Here is a 26219-nt window from a genome sequence, read left to right as displayed (position 1 = left end):
AATAATAAAAATAAATCGATCACTGAGCTTGTCGAAGTGAAACAATTGCAAAAGTAGATGTTGTATTACTTATTTGAATATCTGGAGCAACAATTCCAATTACCTGGGGCATCACTATTTGGGTTTTTGACCTTTCGAGCTGCGATGGCTGTTATTTTGTCATTGTTGATTTCAACAATTTTTGGTAAACGCATCATTAACTTTTTGCGCAAGAAGCAAGTTGGTGAAACTATTAGGGATCTTGGGTTAGAGGGTCAGGTAGAAAAAACTGGAACGCCTACCATGGGAGGAGTTATTATCATTTTGGCGACTCTAGTTCCCGTCCTACTCCTGGCTAAACTCGAAAACATATACGTCATCCTGTTAATCATTACCACCTTATGGATGGGAACCATCGGGTTTATTGATGATTATATCAAAAAGTTTAAAAATGACAAACAAGGTCTTAAAGGTAAATTCAAAGTGCTTGGTCAAGTAGGGCTGGGGCTAATTATAGGATTAACATTGTATTTCCATGATGATGTTACCATAAAGGAAGAATTACCAATCCAAGAACAACGTGCTTTATTAGTCGAAAATCCAAACCTACCTGAAACTCAGCTTTTCGATGAGGCTATTAAATCTACAAAAACGACCATACCATTTGTTAAGAATAACGAGTTTGATTATTCGGATTTAATCACATGGATTAGTCCAGATTTAGAAAGCTATGCTTGGGTCATATTTGTTTTAGTAAGTATCATTATTGTTACAGCGGTTTCAAATGGAGCGAATCTCACCGATGGTATCGATGGCTTGGCCGCAGGAACATCAGCCATTGTGGTATTGACTTTAGGAATTTTTGCTTGGGTATCTGGTAATATCATCTTCTCTAAGTACTTGGATATTATGTATATCCCGCAAGTTGAAGAAATCACAATATACATTGCGGCATTCGTTGGTGCTTTAGTCGGTTTTCTATGGTATAATGCTTATCCAGCCCAAGTTTTTATGGGTGATACAGGAAGTTTAACCATAGGTGGAATCATTGCTGTAATCGCTATTGCAGTTAGAAAGGAATGGTTAATTCCATTGCTCTGTGGCATATTCTTAGCCGAAAATCTATCAGTGATGATGCAGGTAAGTTATTTCAAATATACAAGGAAGAAATATGGTGAAGGTCGACGAATTTTCAAGATGTCGCCGTTGCATCATCATTATCAAAAGTCAGGATATCACGAGAGTAAAATTGTAACACGATTTTGGATTATAGGAATTCTGTTGGCCATCATTTCTATAGTGACCTTGAAGATTAGGTAATGAAACGGTTAGTGATTCTTGGAGGAGGGGAAAGTGGGGTAGGAACTGCACTTTTAGGAAAGGCAAAAGGGTTTGAGGTTTTTGTGTCTGATAATGGAAAAATTAAGAAGACTTATAAGGACGTTCTTTTAAATAATGAGATTGAGTTTGAAGATGAACTACATACTGAATCAATGATTCTGAATGCTGACATCGTCATGAAAAGCCCTGGCATTCCAGATGAGGTGGTTATAGTTAAAAAAATTCGCGAAGCTGGTATCAAAGTGATTTCTGAGATTGAATTTGCTTCAAATTTTACCAGTGCAACCCTTGTAGCGATTACAGGAAGCAATGGTAAAACAACCACAGCAACCTTAACCCACCATTTACTCAAGCAAGAACTGGACACAGGTTTAGCAGGAAATATTGGCGATAGTTTTGCCAAGCAGATTCTAGAAAAAGGTCATCAAAACTATGTGCTCGAGGTTAGTAGTTTTCAGCTCGATGATATTTATTCATTTCATCCAAAGATTGCGATTTTGACCAATATCACACCAGATCATTTAGATCGCTACGATTATGAATTTGAAAACTATATCGCATCCAAGTTCAGAATTGTAGAAAATCAAACCAGAGATGACTATTTCATCTATGACGCGGATGATAAAGTCATTTCAGAATGGTTAAGTAAAAATCAAATTCAATCCAAAAAATTGCCATTTTCATTAACGAAAGTTGTTGAAGAAGGCGCCTATTTAGATAATAAAGAAATAATAATAACAATAGATAATAACAAAATAATTATGCCAACAGAGAACATTACATTAGAAGGTAAACACAACATTAAGAATGCAATGGCGGCCTCAACTGTGGCACACTTACTTAAAATTAGAAAACAAACCATAAGAGAGAGTTTAGAAAATTTCCAAGGAGTAGAACACAGATTAGAGCATGTGCTAAGAATTAATAAAGTACAATACATCAACGATTCTAAAGCTACGAATGTTAACGCGACGTATTTTGCTTTAGAAAGTATGGATGCACCCACCGTTTGGATTGTTGGTGGTGTAGATAAAGGCAATGATTATAACGAATTATTTCAGTTTGTAAACGAAAAAGTAAAAGCCATTATCTGTTTAGGGGTTGATAATAAAAAGCTATTTGAAGCCTTTGGTAATATGGTAGATATCATTGTTGAAACACAGTATATGAGTGAGGCTGTTAAGATTGCTTATAAAGTAGCGGAAGCAGGTGATAATGTGTTGTTGTCACCCGCATGCGCAAGTTTCGATTTATTTGAAAATTATGAAGACAGAGGGCGTCAATTTAAAATGGCGGTACGTAATTTATAAATAATAACCATGGTGACTCAGGCTCTCGAAGTTACCACAATAGTTAGATGGCTTCGAGAGCCTCAGCCATCGAAAAAAGGATGCAAAACATATTTTCACAGATAAAAGGAGATCGGGCTATTTGGGCTATAGCCACATTATTGGCTATTTTTTCTTTTTTACCTGTGTATAGTGCAGCAAGTAATTTGGCAGATTATGGTGAGAGTGGTAATACTTTTTCATTTTTTGTAAAGCATTTTATGCACTTGTCGCTAGGCTTTGCTATTATGTTTGCTGTTCACAAAATACCGTATAGGTATTTTAAAGGGCTTTCAATGATACTGATCCCTGTAGTTTTGGTATTGCTTTTAATTACCATTTTGCAAGGGACTACCAATGCTGAAGGTACAAATACAAGCCGATGGATTAATATACCTGTGGTCAATATGTCATTTCAGACATCAACCTTGGCTGCAGTAGTTTTAATGGTTTATGTTGCACGATACTTATCCAAAATAAGAGATAAATCAATTTCTTTTAATGAATCTATTCTGCCGCTTTGGGTTCCAGTGTTTTTGGTTTTAATTCTGATTTTACCAGCCAACTTTTCGACAACAGCCATCATTTTCACAATGGTAATGATGCTAACATTTATTGGTGGTTATCCCATTAAATACCTCATGATAATTATAGGTGCAGGCATTATATCACTGGTGATGTTTGTTTTAGTAGCAAAGGCTTTTCCTGAAGCTATGCCTAATCGTGTTGATACCTGGATGAGTAGAATCGAAAATTTTGCTAATGCTGAAGATACTGAAGCCGATTATCAGATTGAACGTTCTAAAACCGCTATTGCATCTGGTGGTATTTTTGGTCTTGGCCCTGGGAAAAGTCCAACAAAGTATTTATTACCACAGTCGTCGTCAGATTTCATATTCGCGATCATAATTGAAGAATATGGATTGGTTGGAGGATTGTTCCTCTTGGTGCTGTATTCTTGGTTATTGTTTAGAATAGTAATAGTCTCTCAAAAATCAGATACAATTTTCGGAAGATTATTAGTGCTTGGTGTTGGATTGCCAATTGTTTTTCAAGCCTTAATTAATATGGCAGTAGCTGTAGAATTATTTCCGGTTACTGGGCAAACGTTACCATTAATAAGTAGTGGTGGAACATCCATTTGGATGACTTGTTTGGCGATTGGCATCATATTAAGTGTAAGTGCCAAACGGCAAGAGATTAAGGATCAGGAAGCTTCCGAAGAAGTCAATCCTTTAGATATATTAAGTGAAACCATTTAATGAGTAGGTATAGGTTCATATTGTCAGGTGGCGGAACAGGAGGGCATATTTATCCTGCCATAGCTATAGCAGATGAATTAAAATCGCGCTATCCAGATGCTGAGTTTTTATTTGTAGGTGCTTCAGATCGAATGGAAATGGATAAAGTGCCTCAGGCTGGTTATAAAATTGAAGGTCTATGGATCTCTGGAATTCAAAGAAAACTTAGCCTAAAGAATCTTGCTTTTCCTTTTAAACTTTTGTCAAGTATTTTACGATCTCGTAAGATTGTCAATTCATTTAAGCCAGACGTCGTTATTGGAACAGGTGGCTTTGCAAGTGGCTCATTATTACAGGTTGCTGCTTCCAAAAAGATACCGAGTTTAATTCAAGAGCAAAATTCCTATCCAGGAATCACCAATAAACTTCTTGGTAAGAAAGTAGACACCATTTGTGTGGCTTATGAAGGCTTAGAGAAATTCTTTCCAAAGGAAAAGCTAAGACTTACCGGAAACCCTATTCGTAAGGATTTGCTCAAAGTAAAAGACAAGCATATTGAAGGAAAAGATGCCTTTACATTGATCCATAGCAAGCATACCTTATTGGTGCTGGGAGGAAGTCTAGGTGCAAGAAGAATCAATCAACTCATTGAGTCTAATCTCGATTTTTTTGAAGCACACTATGTGCAATTGGTTTGGCAGTGTGGCAAGTTGTATTATGATCAATACAAACGCTATAATGAACTAAAGCATGTTCAAGTACATGCTTTTTTGAATAATATGGATATGGCTTATGCAGCAGCAGATATCATTATTTCAAGAGCGGGAGCAATTTCAGTTTCTGAATTATGTATAGTTGGTAAACCGACAATTTTTATTCCATCACCAAATGTTGCAGAAGATCACCAAACCAAAAATGCCAAAGCGATAGCCGATAAAAATGCTGCTATGATGATAAAGGAGAAAGATTTAGAGTTTGAATTTCAAAATCAGTTTTCTGGATTGTTAGCTAACGATGAAAAAAGAAAAATACTGAGTCATAATATCGAAGCTCTAGCACTGGTTAATGCAACCAATGATATTGTCGATGAAGTTGAAAAATTATTGAGGAACTAAGTGGATATAAAAGCTATAAATAACGTTTATTTTATTGGTATTGGAGGTATCGGTATGAGCGCTCTTGCACGTTATTTTTTAGCTAAAGGAAAGCAAGTTGCAGGTTATGACAGAACACCTTCAGATATAACAAAAGACCTGCAAGAATTAGGAGTTTATATTCATTTTAATGATGATATTATAGAAGTTGACCCAAAATATTTAGACAAAGACAATACATTGATTGTTTATACACCTGCAATTCCTAAGGCCCATTCTGAGTTAAACTATTTTAAGGTTAACAATTTTAAAGTTTATAAACGATCAGAAGTTCTTGGAGAAATTACAAAACAAACGACATGCTTGGCTATTGCAGGGACTCACGGAAAGACAACAACAACTAGTATTTTAGGGCATTTGCTTCATGAGTGCAATATTCCGGTAACAGCTTTTTTGGGTGGTATCAGCGAGAATTACAACTCAAATTTAATTTTAAACGGAACAGATGTCACCGTGGTTGAAGCTGATGAGTTTGATCGTTCATTTTTAACCTTATCACCAGATATGGCTTGTGTAACGTCAATGGATGCCGATCATTTGGATATTTATGGCGATGGTTCAGAGTTAGTAAAAACATTTAAAGAGTTTTCAGAATGTATAAAGCCTGGAGGAAGACTTTTTTTAAAGAATGGATTACCGCTTAGCGGTATTACCTACGGCATCGAAGACGATTCCGATTATAATGCAAAAAGTATTAGAGTAGTAAATGGCAGTTATGTGTTTGACTTGCAGACACCTATTACATTACATAAAGATTTTCAATTTAACCTACCTGGTAGACACAATTTGTCGAATGCAATAATCGCCTTGGCGATGGCTGTTGAATTTGGTTGCCCTCACGACCAGCTCGCCAAGGCTTTAGCAACTTACAAAGGTGTAAAGCGACGATTTACTTACCATATTAAGACCAGTGATTTTGTATTTGTTGATGATTATGCGCACCATCCGGAAGAAATCAATGCAGTTCACCAGGCAGTGAGGGAAATGTACCCAAAGAAGAAAGTACTAGCTGTTTTTCAGCCACATTTATATAGCCGAACAAGAGATTTTATTGATGAATTTGCGGTGAGTCTATCAAAATTTGATGAAGTATTGCTGTTGGATATTTATCCGGCAAGAGAATTACCTATCGAAGGGGTAACGTCTCAATGGTTGTTAGAAAAGATTAAAAATTCAAATAAAAGATTGGTTTCAAAATCTGAATTGATTGATGCCATTAAAGTATCAAATACTCAGGTTGTTTTAACACTTGGCGCGGGAGATATAGGTGAAGAAGTAAGGCATATTAAAGAGGCTTTTAGCATTGCGAATTAATTATAACTACATAAAAGTCATAGGGTTACTGATTTTGGTCGGTGGGTTATTTGCATTTTCGAACTATAGAAATGACCACAGAAAAGTCTCCAAGCCTCATGTTGAATTTCTTGGTGAAAACAAATTGTTCATCACTGAAGCGACTGTTAGTAAATTGTTAATACAAAATCAACAAGCTGTTACGGGACAACCCAAAGATATTATAGATTTGAACGAGTTAGAAAACGCCCTAAATTCTAATCCAATGATAAAGAAAGCAGAAGTGTTTATGTCTGTAAATGGTGAGCTTTCAGCAGAAATTGAACAAAAACGACCTATAGCAAGAGTTCATACAAATGCGTCATATTATATAGATGATGAGGGTTCATACATGCCTTTATCATCTAATTATGCAGCAAGGGTTCCATTAGTTACTGGTAATATTAAGAAAAATAAGCTCAAAACAGTTTTTCAATTTGCTAAAGCTGTCGAAGAAGATGAGTTCTTAAAAAAGCATGTCATTGAAATTCGTCAAAATGACGATAACACCATTGATTTTAAAATTCGGAAAAGTGATTTTACAGTTCATTTAGGAACTTTAAAAATGCTAGAAAAAAAGATAAATAATTTTAAAGCTTTTTATCAAAAGGCCTTAAAGGACAACACACTAAATAAATACAAGCTTGTAAATCTGAAGTTTGATAAACAAGTCATTTGCACCAAAATATAAACTATGGACAAGCATAACATTTCGGTAGGTTTAGATATAGGAACCACAAAGATTGTGGCCATGATTGGTCGCAAAAATGAGTATGGTAAATTAGAAATTCTAGGTGTTGGGAAGTCTAAAAGTCTTGGCGTTCACCGTGGTGTTGTTAATAATATAACGCAGACTATACAGTCTATTCAACAGGCTGTACAAGAAGCAGAGGCCGCAGCTTCGGAAACGATAGAAGAGGTTACCGTGGGTATTGCAGGTCAGCATATACGTAGTTTACAACATAGTGATTATATCACAAGGCCTAATTCCGAATTGGTCATAGATGAAGCTGATATTGATCGATTGATCAATCAGGTACATAAATTGGTGATGTTACCTGGTGAAGAAATCATCCATGTACTACCGCAGGAATTTAAAGTGGACGGTCAGGCAGAAATTAAGGAGCCCATAGGAATGTATGGCGGACGATTGGAAGCTAATTTTCATGTGGTTGTCGGTCAGGTATCATCCATAAGAAATATTGGAAGATGCGTAAAGAGTGCTGGTTTAGAATTAGAGGGCATCACTTTAGAACCGCTAGCATCTGCAAATGCAGTTTTAAGCCAAGAAGAGAAAGAGGCAGGTGTAGCACTAATTGATATTGGTGGTGGGACAACAGACTTAGCGGTATTTAAGGATGGTATAATCCGTCATACAGCAGTTATACCATTTGGTGGAAATGTTATTACAGAAGACATTAAAGAGGGTTGCTCGATTATTGAAAAGCAAGCGGAGCTCCTGAAAATAAAGTTTGGTTCGGCATGGCCAGGCGAAAATAAGGATAATGAAATTGTGTCTATTCCTGGATTGCGAGGCAGAGAACCAAAGGAGATTACATTAAAGAACTTGTCTAAAATCATTCATGCCAGAGTGGTAGAAATTATTGAGCAGGTTTATGTAGAGATAAAGAATTACGGTCACGAAGAGCAAAAGAAAAAACTAATTGCGGGTATTGTGTTAACTGGTGGCGGAAGCCAGCTAAAACATTTAAAGCAATTAGTAGAATATATTACAGGAATGGATACCAGAATAGGTTATCCCAATGAGCATTTGGCAGGCGATAGTGATGAAGATATTGCCAGTCCTTTGTATGCTACGGCTGTTGGATTGGTGATGGATGGTCTTAAGCGTCAAGAGCGCAAAAAGGCTGAAGAAGTGGAAGAAGCACTTCAGAATAGTGCACAGGAGGAACAATCCGAAGAGAACGAACAAGATGCGATTATTGAAGAGCCAAAAAAGGAACGTCGTTCGTTCTTAGATAAGTTAACAGAACGAGTTAAAGAATTTTTAGATAACGCAGAATAGATAATTAATTAATCAAGAACTATATAAAATCCCATAATCTCAAAAAATATGAGTAGTAGCAACGAATTTGGAAACATCGCTTTTGATTTACCAAAGCACCAATCTAACGTCATTAAAGTTATTGGTGTTGGCGGTGGTGGAAGCAATGCCATTAATCACATGTTTCAACAAGGTATTAAAGGTGTCGATTTTGTGATTTGCAATACTGATGCCCAAGCCCTTCAAAATAGTGGTGTCCCAAACAAAATTCAATTAGGTGTTAACTTAACTGAAGGTCTAGGTGCTGGTGCTAACCCAGATGTTGGTGAACAAGCGGCTGTTGAAAGTTTAGAAGACATCCGAAGAATGCTGGATACTAATACAAAAATGATATTCATTACAGCAGGAATGGGTGGTGGTACCGGAACGGGTGCTGCACCTATTATCGCTAAGATGGCAAAAGAACTAGATATTCTTACGGTAGGTATAGTAACGATGCCTTTTCAGTTTGAAGGTAAAATGCGTAATGAGCAAGCACAACGCGGTATAGAGAATTTAAGACAACATGTAGATTCACTAATTGTCATTAATAACAATAAGTTGCGTGAGGTTTATGGAAATCTAGGATTTAAAGCTGGTTTCTCTAAAGCAGACGAAGTATTATCAACAGCCTCGAGAGGTATAGCAGAAGTCATCACACATCACTATACACAAAATATTGACTTACGCGATGCTAAAACTGTTTTAAGTAATAGCGGTACAGCCATAATGGGATCAGCTACAGCTTCAGGACAAACCAGAGCCCAAGAAGCTATTATGAAAGCTTTAGATTCTCCATTATTAAATGATAATAAAATTACAGGGGCCAAAAACGTATTGTTACTTATTGTTTCTGGTTCTCAAGAAATTACAATTGATGAGATTGGCGAGATCAACGACCATATTCAAAATGAAGCTGGCCATGGTGCTAATATCATTATGGGTGTTGGAGAAGATGAGTCGTTGCAAGAGGCCATTGCCGTAACTATTATAGCGACAGGTTTTAATATTGATCAGCAAAATGAAATTTCAAATACCGAAACTAAAAAGGTAATTCATGCTTTAGAAGAAGATGTCGTTGAAGAGGTGAATACTCAGGAGAAAGAGCCAGCGATCATTACTCCAGATATCGTATTAGAAGAAAATAAGGTAAATCCTATTGTTAGACACACCTTAATCGATGAAGATGATATTGAGCCTGAAGTAAAAAAGGAAATGGATTTGATTCCAACAACGGATTTACTTAGAAATATGAATGTAGTTTATGACGAAGTTATAGATACTGCTAAGAATGAATTTGATACAGAGGACTTTGTTATAACTCCAATTAGGAATAAGGCTGAAGACCTAGTAATAGAGCCCGAAGAACAAATCACGTTAACCTTTGATTTACCATTGTCTACTAAAGAACCAGTGGAAATTGAAGAACCAGAATCTGGTGAGGAGAAGATGTTTTTCAGCTTAGATGACGAAGTAAAGGATATGAAGGTAAACGAACCTGTTGAGATTATATCCGTAACAGAAGTTAATGAGGAAGGTGAGAAGCGCTATGCTCTAGACGATTTTGAAACTTACGAATCGTCAATGAATACAAGTACTAAGGATGTAGAAGTAAAAGAAGAAGTCGTTTTCGAAAAGAAAACACTTCCTGTTGAAGAAACAGAAGAAGTTACGGAAGATGAGATAGACCCAATGAATAGTCCAATTTCTGAACTTATAAAGGCCAGAGCCAATGAGCGCAGAAAACATATGAAGGATTTTAATTATAAGTTCAATAATGCTAAGATTGACGAAATAGAAAAAGAGCCTGCTTACAAGAGACAAGGCGTTAATTTAGAGGATGCACAGCATTCATCAGAAACCAACGCTTCAAGGTTATCTGTCGGTACAGATGATAATGATGATATTCAGTTGCGAAGTAATAATTCTTTTTTACACGATAACGTAGATTAATAGCAAGTTTAAGTTAAGTGTTTACACACCCTTGTCAAGCCCAAAAAGAACCCTCAAACTTTTTGGGCTTTTTGTTGGTATTATAATTTAAGCCTAACTTTTTTAGTATCTTCGCATTTCAAATTAATTAACACAAAAATGAGCTTACAAAAGGACATTATGGCTGCTATGAAAACAGCTATGAAAGAAAAGGATCAGGTTGCTTTAGAAGCTTTAAGGGCAATTAAATCAGCTATATTATTGGCCAAAACAGCATCAGGAGGTAAAGATGAATTAACAGAAGAAGAAGAGCTTAAACTACTTCAAAAGTTAGTTAAACAACGCAAGGATAGTGCTGCAATATATTTAGAACAAGATAGAAAAGATTTGGCCCAACCAGAATTGGATCAAGCTGAAGTTATTAGTCAGTTTTTACCAGAGGCTCTTAGTGAGGAAGAAATTGAAAAAGTAGTGGTTATGACCATTGACGATATTGGAGCAGAGGGTATGAAGGACATGGGCAGAGTGATGGGTATTGTTAATAAAGAATTAGCAGGACGGGCAGATGGCAAGACTATTTCTACTATCGTTAAAGCAAAATTGACGCAATAAAGTATCATAAGGCTGCGTAGTTCAACTGGATAGAATATCAGATTTCGGCTCTGAGGGTTGGGGGTTCGAATCCCTCCGCGGTCACAAATAAATAGTTCAATAAGAAAAACGCCAAGCTTGCTTAAGCGTTTTATTGTTTGAACTATTTTCAAAGCGGAATGCTCTGAGGGAACTACAATCCCTCCGCGGTCACTAACTATAAAAATCATACGTTGACGGTATGGTTTTTTATTTTGCACTATATTTAACCATGATCTACGTACAGGAGACCCAATCACCTGAAATCGACACTGCTTTAAAGAAGGTGTTCTTAATTATCTTTTTTGTAGGAATGGCTACAATTGTTATGAGCAGGTTTTATGTCTTTTTTGAGCAATTATATGCATCTAAATATAAAAAACCGTTTTTTCTTAATCTTTTAATATTCAAAAAGGAATTACCCAAAAAGCAATTAATAATTCTAGAAAAAGAATTTAGTTTTTATAACAAGTTAAATAAAAAAGAAAAACAAATTTTTAGGCATAGACTAGCAGTATTTATAAAGAGAAAAGAGTTTATAGGTAGAGAAGGTTTGGTTGTTGCTGATGAGATGAAAACCTTGATTTCTGCTACAGCTGTTATGTTGACCTTTGGTTTTAGGAACTATAAGATTGATTTAATTGATAAGGTCATTATTTATCCAAAGGCTTATTATTCAAAATTAAATAACACCTATCACAAAGGGGAAACAAACCCACAACTAAAGGCAATTGTTTTTTCATGGGACAATTTTGAAGAAGGTTATCATATTGGTGATGATAATTTAAATCTGGGTATACATGAATTTGGACACGCCATACATCTAAATGCTTTTAGTAGCAGTGATATAAGTAGTTTAATCTTCAAAAAAGGATTTCAAAATCTTGTTGACTACTTGCAAAATCATCAAGGCGTGAGAGAGGATTTAATAGCTTCAAAATACTTTAGAGCTTATGCCTACACCAATCAGTATGAATTTTTTGCAGTACTTTTAGAGAATTTTATAGAAACACCGTATCAGTTTAAGGCTAGTTTTCCGGAGCTTTATTATTATATGCAACAAATGCTCAATTTTAAATTTGCCGGATACTAATAAGTGTGAGAAATAAGCATTATTTTTGGGAGTCAATAAAATAGATTAATACATGAAAAGAATATTGATTACTGGTGGTGCGGGTTTTGTTGGTTCACATCTTTGCGAGCGGTTACTCAATGAAGGAAACGAAGTGATTTGCTTGGACAATTACTTCACTGGGTCTAAGCGCAACATAGAGCATTTAATGGATCATCATTATTTTGAATTGGTACGTCACGATATAACTAATCCTTATATGGTTGAGGTAGACGAAATTTATAACTTGGCCTGTCCGGCTTCACCTGTCCATTATCAATATAACCCAATAAAAACTGTTAAGACCTCAGTTATGGGAGCAATTAATATGTTAGGTTTAGCTAAGCGTGTTAAAGCTAAAATATTGCAGGCATCTACAAGTGAAGTATATGGTGACCCTACAGTACACCCTCAACCAGAAAATTATTGGGGGAATGTTAATCCCATAGGGCTGCGCTCCTGTTATGATGAAGGAAAACGATGTGCAGAGACTTTATTTATGGACTACCATAACCAGAATAAAGTAAAGATAAAAATTATTCGAATTTTTAATACATATGGTCCTAGAATGCACCCACAAGACGGCAGGGTTGTATCTAATTTTATTGTTCAGGCCTTGAAAGGGGATGATATCACAATTTTTGGTGATGGGACCCAGACAAGGAGTTTTCAATATATTGATGATTTAATAGAAGGGACTATTCGCATGATGAATTCTAGAGACGGATTCATTGGACCTGTTAATATTGGTAACCCTACCGAGTTTACAATGCTTCAATTGGCTGATGAGGTCATTGAATTAACAGGTTCAAAATCTAAAATCACTTATTTGCCACTTCCTAAAGATGATCCTATGCAACGCCAACCAGATATTAGTTTGGCCAAGCGCGAGTTAAATGATTGGGAGCCCAAGGTAAATCTAAGAGAAGGTTTAAAAAGTACTATTAACTATTTTGATGAATTACTAAAGGAGGTATAGTTTTTTTCTATAAGAAATAAGAATAGTCAGTTAAATATAAGATATAAGTAATATTATAAAGATTCTTGTTAAACAAGAGCTTTTTTTGTTATCTATCATTTTACTTTTTTTACAATGCAAATATTGCTTGAATATGTGCTTGATAGTGGTTGTTGTCAAAGCCACTGTCAGCATGGTCAAGCGCAAACTTACCTATAATTTGTGCACGTATTCCGAAGGTTTGTCTTCTGTTTAACCAAAATAGAACTCCACCTCCAAGATTTAAAGAGATGTTAGTTTCGTCTACATTAAAGAAACCTACACCAGCATTTCCATAAAAATCAATCCAATCTACAGATGGAAAAATATGCTTACCAAAATAATATTTGGCATGGGTATCAAAAGAGAAATAAGTAAAATCTTCTTGTAAAGTAACCCCATCAATCTCATCACCTTCTGCAAATGAGTTTAATGTAAAAGCTTGTTCTATTGATAGTCCAGATGTCCAGCCTACTTCAACAGCTAAAGAAACGGGAATATTTATAGCCCAATCAGATAATCCTCCTACAGGAGATTGTGTGCCTTGGCTATTGATTGCATTTAATCCAACACTTGCAAACCATTCAGTATTACTCGAACTGGCCTGACCAAATGAGTTTAAACTAAAAGTCAATAAAGCTGTTAATAAAAGTAGTTTTCTCATGAGACATGTTTATTTGAAAATCAAAGTTAAACTTTATGGTTTATAAAACAAATAAAGAGATAAGGTAATGTACTGCAATATCAAAAAAATAATTAAGAATTCTTCAAAACGGACTTAAAATATTTGAATATGCGCCTCCTGTCATTTAGTACTGCCAGTCTATATGCTTTGTTAGAGAAGAAAAAAGGGACACGGCCTAAAAAGATTCGTAAATAGTAAGTTAAATTTAAAAGCCTATTCCAAGATTTATAAAACTTAATATGATTTAGTTTGTATAAATAAAATCTGGCCATAAAAGTTTTCCGCGACCCCAATGGTTTTAAGTCTTTAAAAAACAAACCAAGAATATTGAAATAATTTTCCAATGTTTTATCATCATTGGTATCTATATGAAAGCTTAATTTCCTTGATAAGATAATACTATCATAGGCAGAGCGAAAACTAATACTATTGTATAGTTTACCTTTATCATTTATCTGATAGTTTAGGACATTATGTCTCATTAAATGTGCTAAAGAGGGTAGACAAATAGCTTTCCTGACTTGTTTTTGTGCAAGGATATTTGCATTCCGTAATTCATTATCCTGATATGAGACAAATAGTTTTTTGTGCAGCTCAACGGCACAGATATCTTTGTCCGTCTTCAATCTGGGTAAATGTTTATGCTCAAAAAAATCATGACCTAAAGTCTGGGCAATAGGTTCGTAACCTTCATTTATTAATAAGTCGAAAGCCTTTTGTAAATGAATTTCATCAATAAGGACATCAATATCACCAACCATACGTTCTGCAATATCTTCATAAAAATCACCTACTAGTAGTGCAGCCCCCTTTAAAAAAACGTGGTTAATACTATGTACTTTAAATAGCTTTGCCAAACCTTTAACCTGTTCAATAATGGCAAGATTCCTGTCTCTATTTAGGGCTGTAATTTCTGCTAAATAGGTGTTTAAATCATTCGGCAAAATGTGTGTCAGTTTTTTTGATCTTAAGCGGCAATAAATAGCTGGTAATACTAAATGCTTGCTACCTTCAACGACGATATTGTCCCAATTAAATAATGGGTTGCTTAATATTTTTTCTAATTCATAATTTGATATTTCAAAACTGAGGATATCCGCAATATATTGGTATGTAGTAGCTAGATTAGCCATCGAGTCTTAATTAATACCTTCAAACTAAATTTAAAATTAGTTGTTTTTTACTGTTTTAAAAAGTGTAGTTATTTCCTCAATTGCACTCTTTGTGTCGCTGTAGGTTAGCCTATAAAAATAGATATTTTTTAACCAATCTAAAAATTGTTTTGCATCCTGAGGGTTTGGGGATATCCAAGAATCTGGAATCAGAGTTTCTAAAAGATTTTTTACTGAGAGATGTTCTAATTCCGTATCAGCACCTTCGCAGTAATTGACCATAATTATGTATTTACAAGGGTAGCTATAGCTTGAGGGTACTTCGCAAGGTATATATTTGAGTTTGCCTTTTGTTTTATTAAAGATTACTGTAGGACTATTATCAAAAAAATTAATCAGCGGCCTAAGTGTATTAAAAGCTCCTTCTTTTATGGATATTGCAGATGGATTATAGTAAATGTGACGATTTTCGAATAGCATAGGTGAAACATCGTCTGCGACCAATTCAAAGCCATGAGCAGACAGTAATGCGCAAAGAGTACTTTTTCCCTTGCCAGATTGCCCAACAAATAAAATAGAATCATTACCATCCGCAACTGTAGAACCATGAAGAGTGGCTAGCCAATCAGATTCATTTTTTTCATGAATTAAGATAAGTAAACGTATTACAAATTTCCCTTGTAACCGATGATATTCTCTTTTTGGGACAGCAGTAATTAGTTTCTCATTTTCAAATAAACACAAGTTTCCAAGATCTAAATAAATATCGAATATAGTTTGCGGTTTATCCTCGGGAATTTCTAAATAGGCAATGGAAGGATGAATTATTTTTTTAACTAAGTCTGAATCAAAATTAACTTGAAAAATCTTGTCTTTAATTCGATAATACTTTTTTATGTGCGTTTTAGAGTTTTCAAATTCGAGATGTTGCTCTTTAAAATGTGCTTTTTCAACATTGCAACGTTCCAAATATAGTTGAAGGTTTTCGGCAATTTCAATAGGATTGGATACAGAATCCTTTACAGTTACTTTAGAAGTAAAAATCTCTAAGCTATCAGACGAAAGGTAATCGTCTAAGAGTACTTTAAACTCATTGTCTACAACACTATAATTGTTGGATTTAGAATACCACAGTACACAATATTCACCAAATGATTGTTGGTATGTTGGCGCTAGGTTACTGTACAAAATTTGTTAAAAACTAATCAAATGGATTTCCACCTGGATCTGCTGGTGAACTTGATTGGGCTTTAAGAGGGTTTAAAATCACAAAAGTTCCAACGGCAGTCAATGCTGCGTATTTCCCCATTTTTTTAATGGCGTCTTTACGTGAGATTTTATCTGTGTGATTGTCTTTTTTCATGGCCAAGCCTAGGTTTGGTTCAAAAATAATAAAATAATTTATTTAACAGTATAAATATGATAAGGATTATTAAAAATAAGTTGTTTATAAATTTTTAAGCGTGTGTTTTGATTATTACTGTCAAATTATAGAATCAAAAACACACGCTCAAAATATATGAACTTAAATACCAAAATTACTTTAAAATAACTTTTTCGGACATAGTATTACTAGTGTTCGAAAGTTGAACAAGGTAGATGCCTGTATACAAATTATTAGCATCAATAACTTGCAAAGTTGACGTGGTATTTAACACTGCCGATTTCACTAATCTTCCTTGTAGATCATAGATGTTAACCATAGTATTCTCCGTTATTCTACCAGAGACGTTAATAGTTTTATTTTCTTGATTAGTATAAATTGTTAATTCGCTTAAATCATTTTCTGGTGTAGATAAAGCACTATTGGTAAATCGTAAAAAGAACCGCCCAATACCATTTAGATCACTTGTAGGAGTAATTATGTAATCACCTAAATTTAATAATGTAGAGCTACTAGTTTCCGTATCATCCAAGTAAACATCTACAGATGCTGGCAATGTATTATCAATAATACTAAAGGTCAGTTGCTCTCCTTGTGCAGCATTAACACCTATTGGTATGGTAACATCGTTATAGTCTATTTGACCGAGCGCTTGTATGGCAAATGGAAGTCCCATATTTTCCTGTACCAAATGTGAGAATAAAGAAAAAGCAGGAGCTACACTACCCAATAAGGTGGCATCATAGCCAGGGTCTAAACCTAAACCAGAAAATTCCGTAAAGAAGATATCAGTTCTAAAATTATCAGTAGCATTCCTAAGGTCTAGTTTTAAATTAGTAATTGATGATGAGGCAGCATTTCTTCCTGAAATAAAATCATCTTGTGTTGAGACAATTCTCATATCTGGAGAGCTTGTCGTAAATTCAATATTACCCCCTGTAGTGTTGGATGCTACAAAGAAACCTTGACCGGGAGCAATGTTTAATGTATTATTAGGAGGTAAAAGACCAATGATGGTATAGTCATCAGCTGAAGTTCCATCCGTACTATCGTTGTAGCCATATATAACTTGTGCACTTGGGTCTAATACAGTAGCGTTCCTCGTCAAAAAAGCTTGAGCATCAATGTAAGACGGAAAAGGATTACCTATTAAGTTTAATATACTCGCAGTCCCCTGGGCTATTGGGACTTGAACCAAACTTGTATTCACTGTCCCTTCAAATGATACTAGATTTGAAGCAGCAACAGGATCCACGCCCGTTCTATAGCCTGTACCTGGATTTAAAGGAGTAGTATCCGCTTCATCCCAAAGCTCAAATGGATTGGCTGCATTATCGCTATCAAAACCTCCAAATAATACATCATTACCATTTGGGTTGGCTAAGATATTGGTGTTATTTCCAATAAATATATCAAAAGTTTGACCAGTCACCGGGGCGCTGATTAAGTCGTTACCATTTACAATATCGTTGTCATTGACGTGGCGATTGTAGGTGTTTGTTCCACTACCAGAGCTACTGCCTAAAACAATGAAGCTAGAATATTGCGTATTTGTAGAATTTAAAATCAATGTACCGTTATCATTGGTAAAATCCCCATCATTTGTGGCACTTCCAGATACTGTTAAGCTTTGGCCTGGATTAATAGTAACCGTATTTGAGGGCCTTATAATGAATTCACCTACAGAAGCATCAATATCTACAATCATGTCGTGATTAATTCTAATTTCGTCTGTATCAAAAGGTACGTTACCATTAGTCCATGAACCATCAAAAGACCAAACGGTTGCTAATGAAGTCGTACTTCCAAGTCCACCAACTCTTTCATCATCAGTAAAATATTGTATAAAATTAGCTGGGCCTTGGCCAGGATTACCAAAGAAATCATCAATCCCACCAATTGCTTCATCCGATCTAAAAGCAGTATTACTTATAAAAGTTGCTAAAAACTTAAAGGTACTGGGGTCACCGAAATCTGCATTAAAAAACTCAAAGAAATGATCTGCACCATCGATGTAGAAATTTGGATTCTGAATACCGTCCATATTTGCACCATCTATAAAAATATGAGAGCCATTTTCAACCAACTGCCATAATCCACAAAAATTACCGTCAAGGGCAATGGCATAGTCAGCCTCAAACCCTGGTGGAAATTGAGCGGCAGAGCGATTAAATCCATCAAAACCCGATATGGCGCGTCTTAAGTCGTCACCAGTATCCGTAAAATTATCAGTTTCGGTGAAGTCCCCACTAGTGTCAGAATCTATATAAATGACTACTTTATCGTTGGCATTAAAAGTACCGTCCACACCGCCACCAGAAAATAAGAATGTGGTGAAAGTATCAAAAGACGGGTTGAAGTTAACATCAAGGCTACTTTCGCCAAGTAGCCCACCAAAACCAGTATTTCCATTGCCCGAAAAACTTTGGCCATGGCTTACTACTGTCATTAAAATTGTTGCAAAAAAAATGTAAACCTGTCTCATAAGCTTATAATAGATTTGACATTATGTCTTTATTAGATATATCCAAATATAGGATTTTTTGATATATTTTAAAACGCAATCGTTTTCGTGTTGATAATTTTGTGTTGCTGTTTAAAGTGGGAGATTCGCAGAAAAAATAAAAAAACGCCTTTTAATTTAAAAGGCGTTTTTTACAAAGATTATACAGTGTTAGCTTATTTCAAAATGACTTTCTGTGTTTTATTTTGATTGCCGTTGCTTAGCTCAACGACGTAAACGCCAGAGTTTATAGCATTCACATCAATACTTTGCAATCTCAGACTAGAAGTTAAAGCCTTGGAGGTGATTAAACGACCCTGAATATCATAAACCTTAGCTATGGTGTTGTCGTCAACTTCACCAGCAATGTTAATGGAACGATTAGATTGGTCAGTAAATATCGTTAAACTATCAAATGTGTCCTCAGGTGTCGAGAGTGCACTGTTAGCGAAATGAAGAAAGAATCTTCCTGTACCTGCTAAATTAGTATTTGGTGTTAAAATATAATCCGCAGTATTTAATAGTGTAAAGGTGTTAGCGATATTATCTTCTAAATACACATTCACTGAACCTGGCAAGTCGTTATCGGTAAGGCTAAAGGTAATTTGCTCACCTTGATTGGCATTTACACCAAGAGGTATTATAGCGTCATTGTAATCTGTCTCGCCAAGGGATTGTATGGCCATAGGAATGCCTTGGTTGTCTTGTACCAAATGCGAGTACAAAGAGAATCCTGACACATTACTACTGTAAACACCAGCATCATAGCCTGGGTCTAAACTCGTTGATGCATTCGCTGTAAAATAAAAATCTGTTTCATAGGATGCTTGGTCATTGGATAAGGTTAATCCAAGATGTAAAGCCGGATTTGAATTTCTACCTAATATAGCATCGTCTGTACCTACCGTGGTTCGCATGGCAGGTGTAAAACTTAATTCACCAGTCCCATTAGATGCCACAAAAAAGCCTTGACCAGGTGCAATATTTCTATCCGAGTTTTGTACACTGTTGATTATGGTCCATATTCCAGAGCCATCTGTACCGTCATTATACGCATAAATCGCATTAAAGTTAGGGTCTAAAACGGTTTCGTCAATGACACCGCCATTTACTGATAAAAAGGTTTGTGAATTTAAATAACTAGGATAAGGATTACCAGCCAAGTTCCAAATTTCTACATCTGGCGCATCAAAGCCGTAGTCATCAAAATCAAAAGAACTTACACTGCCAGAGTTGACACCACCTCTAAAGGCGAGTGTTGACCCACCAAAAGTACCTGCTCTGTAACCTTTAACGGGTTCAATGTTTTCAAATGCATCGTCACCATCACCAATCAAGTCAGGACCATTAACCTCATCATTGATAAAGTAGGTCATATAACTACCAATACTATTATCAAATGGCCCAAACAAATATTCCAATATACTTGTAGAACCATTGTCTGGATGCCCAAATAAATTAAACTCGTTCTCAGGGTCTTGAACAAGATCTACGAAAAACATTCCAGTAACTGGAGAAGTGATAAGATCATTTCCACCAGTCGTGCCACTACCTGCACCATTAGTAAACCTTCTATAAGTTACATTACCTGAGATACCACCAGTTAAAGTACCATCCAGGATAAGAGATGCAAAAGCTGAGGAAGTTGATTCTAAATCCAAGAAATTAGCATCTAGAACTCCAGTAGAGGTAACTTCCATAGCTGCGCCTGGTTGTACTGTTATACCATTTAAAATTACCGAGGTTGTTAGGTCGTATTTACCATCTAAAATCAAGGCGCTTCTAGAACCAGTTAAGGCTGAAGGTGCTGTGTTCCAACTACCACCAGTATAAACAAGAAAAACAATGATTTGATCTATACCATTAAGACCAGGTGATCCAAAATCTGGAGAAATATCTTGTGAAAATGTAGCCGCTGCCCAAAGACTACTATCATTATTGTCTTGAATATCACTTCCTGTATAAACCATGGCAGCACCATCTGGGTCAGGCCAGTCTGGTCCACCGTCATATTCTACGCGGTCTATTTCATTAGACAAGGCATCTGTTAGAATGATTTCATCATCGCTATTTCCTAAAGTAAAACTAGAATATTCATAATCAACATTGACATTACCATTAGTGGCAAAATCAGAATTATTCCCCAATACGGCAAAATCGTATGGCGCAATAATTACAGAACTCCCAATAACATGACTATTGGTGCCATTATCGCTAATAGTCCATCCGATTAAATCCACAGGCATATTACCTGCGTTATACACTTCAAAGTATTCGCCCGCTGTGTCATCTACTGCTGCAGGATTTTGCATAACCTCTGAGATAATAACTTCAGGTAGGGGTGGTAGTTCATCATCTAAAATGGTTAAGGTGTGCGTAGCCTGTGATATTGTCAAACCTGTTACTGAACTTGTTTCTGTTATAGTAAACATGATGGTTTCATCATCTGTATCTAAATCATCATTAATATCAACAGTTATATTTTGAGTACTGTTTGAAGTGAAGGATAATGACGTTGGTGATGTAAAGGAAAAATCACCAGCTTCTGCTGTACCACCTGTTACATTAACATCGATATCTATTTGATTACCATCGTAGTTTGTAACTGTTATTGGAATATTTGAACTTGTAAATGTTGCATTGGTTTCATTTTCTGTACTTGTTGGATTATCAAAACCTATAGTTGGGTTTGCCGATACTGCTATTCCTTGAATACGAATATTATCAAAAGCTACTTCTTCAGAAGCCCCATCCATGAAAACAGCAATTCTAATATCTAGAAGAGAACCAGTTCCAGCAATGCTGATAGAGAATTCTTGTAGTGCTGTACCTAGGATAGTACCGTCTTGTGCACCATCAAAGTCAGTATCTAATCCTATGGGTTCATTAAAGTCATCCCCATTATCTTGATAACTAAACCACAAAAGATTTTGAAATCCACCTCCATCAATTTGATAAGTAATTCTAATGTAATCCGCGGCATCATATGCACTTGAACCAGCTCCATTTCCATTCCCAGCACCAAAAAGGCCTAAGAATTCTAATGAAGTGAAGCCATTTATATTAATACCAGTAATGTCTAAAGTCTGTTCATCATTACCATTACCGCCATTATCATCTGTATCCTCAGCAGCCCAAAAGAAACTGCCCTCCTGAGCCGAGTATGCTCCTGATACATTAGCGATATCACTTCCATTTGTTCTGTTCCAATGGTCGCTTCCACCATCATTAAATGGAGAACTAGCATTGTACCTAGTGCCTTGACCATCTGTTTCAAAACTTTCCTGAAGTATTGTTGTCTGTCCAAAACCAAGGTTACTTATTAAAAGTGTAAACAAAAAGGGGTAAAAATGTTTCATATGTCTATAAAATATGTTGTTTGTCGATAAAAAATTCAAAATAGGCTAAGTGGTTGATAGTAAAGGGGAGACAAATATAATAAAACCAAAAACTTTCCATGTAATTAGATATTAACAAAGCGTTAAGATTAATTTTTAGTTTGATTTTGAAATAGCTGAATATTGAAACAAAAAAAGCGCACTTCTGTGCGCTTCAATATTAATTTACCTCTTTACTTAATTAAGTATAATCTTTTGCGTTTTTTTTGCATTATCACTTTGAATGTTTACAATAAAAACACCAGAGGGAAGCTCTACTAAATCTATATGTTGTGAACTTACATTTTCTTTTAATTGCAGATTTCTTAAAAGTCTTCCTTGTAAGTCATACAATCTCACTTGTGAAGTATTAACCAATTGCCCTTTTATAATGAGTCTTCTTTGCTCTTGATTTGTAAAAATTTGCAATTGGTCTAGCGCATTTTCGTTTGTGCTCAATGCCTGATTGACAAAACGCAAATAAAAACGCCCTTTTTCGATTATAGAGTTGTCTAATATAACTTCGTAGTTTTCGTCATTCAATAAGGTTACAGTTTCCGTTAAGGTATCTTCGAGGTAGACATTAATAGCACTTGGCAATGTGGATTCTAAAATTGAAAACACTGTAACTTCATTAGGATTAACATTTATACCCAAAGGAATGGTAATATTTGAGATATCATTACTATGCAATGCCTGCAAAGCCATGGCTCTGCCGTTATCATTTTCCACTAAGTAGGAGTGTACTGAAAAGTCTGTAGGTGTACTGTTCCATACGGAAGCATCATAACCTTGGTCTAAACCAGTGCTTGCATTGTCATTAAAGTAGACATCCGTATGGAAACTCTCGTTACTATCACTTAACCTGAGTTTAAGATAGACTAATGGGTTAGAATTTCTACCTGCAATAAAATCATCTGTATTTCCTGTAGTACGCATAGCTGGTGTAAAGCGGAAAATACTTGAATTCTCTACGTCTACAAAAAAGCCTTGACCAGGTGCTATTACAGTACTGCTATTAGTAGTTGCCAAGTTATAGATGGTCCAACCATCTGTTGCGGTTCCGTCATACCCATAAATACCAACAGCATTTTCATCAAAATGATTTCTGTTGGTTGGGTCATTTAGGATTGCTTGTACATTAATATAACTTGGATAAGGGTTGCCTATGAGGTTCCAGTTAGTAGCACCACCAAAAACGATAGGCACATTTACATTGCTGTTTTCAACAGTTCCTGTAAAGGTGTATGTTGAGTTATCTGTAGATCCAGTACGGTAGCCTACACCTGCAGTTAACACACTGGCATCGTCTGATGGAGCATAATTAACATAACTTACGGTTGCAGGGTTAAAAGGCCCAAAGAGAAAAGCAGGATTTCCACCTATGGTTCCTGAAAGAATATTAGGGTTTGCAGCTCTAAAATCCCCAAAAGTTTGTCCAACTAAAGGCGCGCTTATGAGATCATTGGCACCAGTTGTCGTACCTGATCCTGCTGCACTATTAACATGGCGTCTATATTGTACAGTTCCGGTTATTGTTCCATCCAGTATTAAACTCGAGTAAGTTGTTGATGTAGATTCTAGAGTGAAGCCATCAGATACATTCAAATCAATACCACTATTTACTGTAACACTGGCACCAGGATTAACCACTATAGATTCGCTATCTGTATTAACGTTAAAGGTCGCATTGCCAGCTTCAATAATAATTGGATTTGCAAGAGTGGCCACACCATTGGGATCAGATGGTGACCATCCATCATTATAGGTGTAAGTTATGCCTGGGAGAATTGTGACTGTGTAATCTTCTATTTCACCATCGGTAGAGCCATCACAAGGACCATTGGTAGGAATGAAAAAAGAAAAGTATTGACATAATACACGCATCCTTGTATCCCCTAAAACTGCATCAACAGGAGCGGTAATGGTTAAAGGACTATTAGATGTTGGTCCATCGGGAGTGTCATCTGCCTCGCCAAGGTCATAAGTTTCGCCTACATCATCAAAATCACCATCTCTATTCCAGTCTATCCAAACATAACTGTATACTCTAAAATCACCGTCTGTATTTAAGTTTATTGTTAAGTCTTCAGATTCACCTCTGGCAATACTGGTTGATTGTGCAGTAAAATCATCATAACCAGACCCTTGCCCTGTAATATTATTTATATCTCCAAAATCAACAAGCGTAATAGATGTTTCAAAAGAAGTATCTCCTGTTACGGTACAGTAATCTACACTAATACTTATGGGCACGCCTGTACTCCATGTTGTGCCTTTTCTGGTGAAAATTTCAAAGTGATAAGTGTTTCCAATGCTAACATTACTTACATCAACACTACTACCTATATTATTAAAGACAACAAATTCGTCAGTAGTAATTTCGGTGCCATTGCCAAATACAGTATCTTCAATATATGCACTTCCGTCACCCGTGGGTGTAGCCGTAATAGCACTACCTTCTCTAGCAACAACTAAGATATCATCATAACATGTGCTTAAGGCCCAATTTAAATTAATGGCGTTTCCATCGTAATTTGCTGTAACATTGGTAACATCTTCAGGGATTGAACAAGGTGGGATTTCAATAACGGAAACATCATCTAAAAACCAATTGTCACCATCATTTTGCTCCATGACAAATGCAATGTAAATAATGCCAGTATATGCCGAGAGGTCTACCGTTTTTTCATTAAAGGTATTACCTAGTTCTGGTTCAGTATAGGTTTGAATAGTTGTAAAACTTGAGATATCCGTAGCAGAGGTTTGTGATACTCTAATAGAATATTCAGTATTCCAATCAATGGTAAATTGCTCTCTGGCGAAGAAACGCAGTTGCGCATGTGCCGTTCCTAAATCTATAGCAGGTGTTACCAGCCAATCTTGGGCATTTCCACCAGTAACTACTTCAAACTCTACAAATGCAGAAGTAGTACCGGAATTGGACACGATTGTTGAGGAGGTCCAATCATTATTAGCTCCCAAATTGTTTGTTCCTCTGTAGGTTTCCCAACAGTTTGGTGGAAAAGTAGCACCTTCGAACCCTTCATTGAATGGCAAGGAAAAAGCCGAAGCGCAATTTGCAAATCCGGTGACTTCAATATTGTCAATACGATGACGTTCGTTGTTGGCATTGTTGGTAGAAATAACTCTAATTTCAATAGTATTTCCGCTAAGGCTGTTTTGGCTAATTACCACATTGCCATAGTCATTATTTAGATTGCCATTAGTTGCTGCATTAGTCCATGGGCCACTATTAATCCGATATTCTGTGATTAAAGTATCTGCATTGTCTAAATTGTTTCCACCTTGAGAGGCGTCTATGGTAAATGTTACATTTGAATAAGCAGATATATCAATCATTGGGGATAGCCACGTAGAAGATCCAACATTTCTAGATTCAAAAATGGCATTACCATTTAAATTTCTTACCCAAAATCTGTAGGCATTGCTCAAATTTGCGCTAGAGAAATCAATGTCCCAACTGACATCACTTAAATCTACAGTTGGTGTATTACCTGTTGCGCCTTTTCCATTTTGACCAGTAAAGTCTTCTAAATAAATAGTGGTTTGACCGTATGCCATGAAGCAGCTTATTACAAGAAGCACGTTTAAAAGGTTCTTTTTCATTGTTCTTAATCTTTTTTTGAATATTGATTCAATCACAAAGTTATTTTTGGACAAAACGACATTTTGATTTATTCGATGGGCGATAGAGTTTTGTTAGGTGAATGCAACAAAAATCTAGGCCAACAAAAGAATCAATTGCTTTGCCGGTGTATAACAATGAAAATGGATAATGAATGCGAAGATTCGTGGTATGGCTGTTAAGAAAAAACCATACGGGATTTAGGGATTTCCAATGTTATTATTTAAGGGTTAATCATTAAATAAGACGCATTAGTTAAGAAATAGTCACAAGAATTAATTAATGGTCACATGTCGTATGTCTATGTTTCTGGTTTCATAATCTGGATTATGGTTTAGTTTATTGTTGTAAATTGTTTTTAATGACTTAGAATATGAAATAAGTATACTTTCTTTAAAGGTAATTGTGTATGATTAGGGT

At 35.8% G+C, this 26219-nt stretch carries 18 protein-coding genes and 1 tRNA gene; 12 read left to right on the top strand and 7 right to left on the bottom strand.

Annotation, left to right across the window (positions count from 1 at the left end; genetic code table 11):
• Positions 1-57 precede the first annotated feature (57 nt).
• The 12 genes from mraY (at position 58) to Q0992_RS02395 (ending at position 13071) form a co-directional block, all read left to right on the top strand.
• A complete protein-coding gene (gene mraY / locus Q0992_RS02450) occupies positions 58-1299 on the top strand; it encodes a phospho-N-acetylmuramoyl-pentapeptide-transferase (RefSeq protein WP_299520020.1) in 1242 nt (413 codons plus the stop codon).
• The gene (gene murD, locus Q0992_RS02445) at positions 1299-2630 is read left to right on the top strand and encodes a UDP-N-acetylmuramoyl-L-alanine--D-glutamate ligase (RefSeq protein WP_299520018.1); all 1332 of its coding nucleotides are present in this window, start codon (positions 1299-1301) and stop codon (positions 2628-2630) included. Before mraY ends, murD begins: the two co-directional genes overlap by 1 nt.
• 80 nt (positions 2631-2710) lie before the next feature.
• Complete coding sequence (locus Q0992_RS02440) at positions 2711-3910, top strand: FtsW/RodA/SpoVE family cell cycle protein (protein WP_299520016.1); 1200 nt, start codon at positions 2711-2713, stop codon at positions 3908-3910.
• Positions 3910-5004, top strand: a complete 1095-nt coding sequence (gene murG, locus Q0992_RS02435) for an undecaprenyldiphospho-muramoylpentapeptide beta-N-acetylglucosaminyltransferase (RefSeq protein WP_299520014.1) — start codon at positions 3910-3912, stop codon at positions 5002-5004. Before Q0992_RS02440 ends, murG begins: the two co-directional genes overlap by 1 nt.
• On the top strand, positions 5005-6357 hold the full coding sequence (murC, locus tag Q0992_RS02430) for a UDP-N-acetylmuramate--L-alanine ligase (protein WP_299520012.1): 1353 nt from the start codon (positions 5005-5007) through the stop codon (positions 6355-6357).
• On the top strand, positions 6347-7066 hold the full coding sequence (locus Q0992_RS02425; RefSeq protein ID WP_299520010.1) for a cell division protein FtsQ/DivIB: 720 nt from the start codon (positions 6347-6349) through the stop codon (positions 7064-7066). The genes murC and Q0992_RS02425 overlap by 11 nt, the downstream gene beginning before the upstream one ends.
• Positions 7067-7069: 3 nt before the next feature.
• Complete coding sequence (ftsA, locus tag Q0992_RS02420; RefSeq protein WP_299520008.1) at positions 7070-8401, top strand: cell division protein FtsA; 1332 nt, start codon at positions 7070-7072, stop codon at positions 8399-8401.
• 48 nt (positions 8402-8449) lie between these two features.
• A complete protein-coding gene (ftsZ, locus tag Q0992_RS02415) occupies positions 8450-10372 on the top strand; it encodes a cell division protein FtsZ (protein ID WP_299520006.1) in 1923 nt (640 codons plus the stop codon).
• Between the two features lie 138 nt (positions 10373-10510).
• A complete protein-coding gene (locus Q0992_RS02410) occupies positions 10511-10963 on the top strand; it encodes a GatB/YqeY domain-containing protein (protein WP_299520004.1) in 453 nt (150 codons plus the stop codon).
• 10 nt (positions 10964-10973) lie between these two features.
• A tRNA-Arg gene (locus Q0992_RS02405) sits at positions 10974-11047 on the top strand.
• A 166-nt stretch (positions 11048-11213) separates the two neighbouring features.
• Positions 11214-12074 (top strand): zinc-dependent peptidase, encoded by an 861-nt coding sequence (locus tag Q0992_RS02400; RefSeq protein WP_299520002.1) that lies wholly within the window; start codon positions 11214-11216, stop codon positions 12072-12074.
• A 52-nt stretch (positions 12075-12126) separates the two neighbouring features.
• Complete coding sequence (locus Q0992_RS02395) at positions 12127-13071, top strand: UDP-glucuronic acid decarboxylase family protein (protein WP_299520000.1); 945 nt, start codon at positions 12127-12129, stop codon at positions 13069-13071.
• A 109-nt stretch (positions 13072-13180) separates the two neighbouring features.
• On the opposite strand, the gene Q0992_RS02390 is transcribed toward Q0992_RS02395, so the two are convergent.
• The 7 genes from Q0992_RS02390 to Q0992_RS02360 form a co-directional block, all read right to left on the bottom strand.
• A complete protein-coding gene (locus tag Q0992_RS02390) occupies positions 13181-13753 on the bottom strand; it encodes a hypothetical protein (RefSeq protein WP_299519998.1) in 573 nt (190 codons plus the stop codon).
• A gap of 92 nt (positions 13754-13845) precedes the next feature.
• A complete protein-coding gene (locus Q0992_RS02385) occupies positions 13846-14907 on the bottom strand; it encodes a nucleotidyltransferase family protein (protein WP_299519996.1) in 1062 nt (353 codons plus the stop codon).
• A gap of 36 nt (positions 14908-14943) precedes the next feature.
• Positions 14944-16074 (bottom strand): hypothetical protein, encoded by a 1131-nt coding sequence (locus Q0992_RS02380; protein WP_299519994.1) that lies wholly within the window; start codon positions 16072-16074, stop codon positions 14944-14946.
• A gap of 13 nt (positions 16075-16087) precedes the next feature.
• The gene (locus tag Q0992_RS02375) at positions 16088-16249 is read right to left on the bottom strand and encodes a hypothetical protein (RefSeq protein ID WP_299519993.1); all 162 of its coding nucleotides are present in this window, start codon (positions 16247-16249) and stop codon (positions 16088-16090) included.
• A gap of 175 nt (positions 16250-16424) precedes the next feature.
• Positions 16425-18719: a T9SS type A sorting domain-containing protein gene (locus tag Q0992_RS02370; RefSeq protein ID WP_299519991.1), complete on the bottom strand. Its 2295-nt coding sequence runs from the start codon at positions 18717-18719 to the stop codon at positions 16425-16427.
• Positions 18720-18949: 230 nt separating this feature from the next.
• Positions 18950-22132, bottom strand: coding sequence for a lamin tail domain-containing protein (locus Q0992_RS02365; RefSeq protein ID WP_299519989.1), 3183 nt, complete (start codon positions 22130-22132; stop codon positions 18950-18952).
• A 216-nt stretch (positions 22133-22348) separates the two neighbouring features.
• The gene (locus tag Q0992_RS02360; protein WP_299519987.1) at positions 22349-25735 is read right to left on the bottom strand and encodes a choice-of-anchor J domain-containing protein; all 3387 of its coding nucleotides are present in this window, start codon (positions 25733-25735) and stop codon (positions 22349-22351) included.
• Positions 25736-26219: the final 484 nt, after the last annotated feature.

This window comes from Winogradskyella sp. (genome assembly GCF_028289625.1).
In the GTDB taxonomy this organism is placed as follows: domain Bacteria; phylum Bacteroidota; class Bacteroidia; order Flavobacteriales; family Flavobacteriaceae; genus Winogradskyella.
The sequence above is the reverse complement of the archived record's forward strand: the minus strand, read 5'-3'. Positions and strand labels throughout refer to the sequence as shown.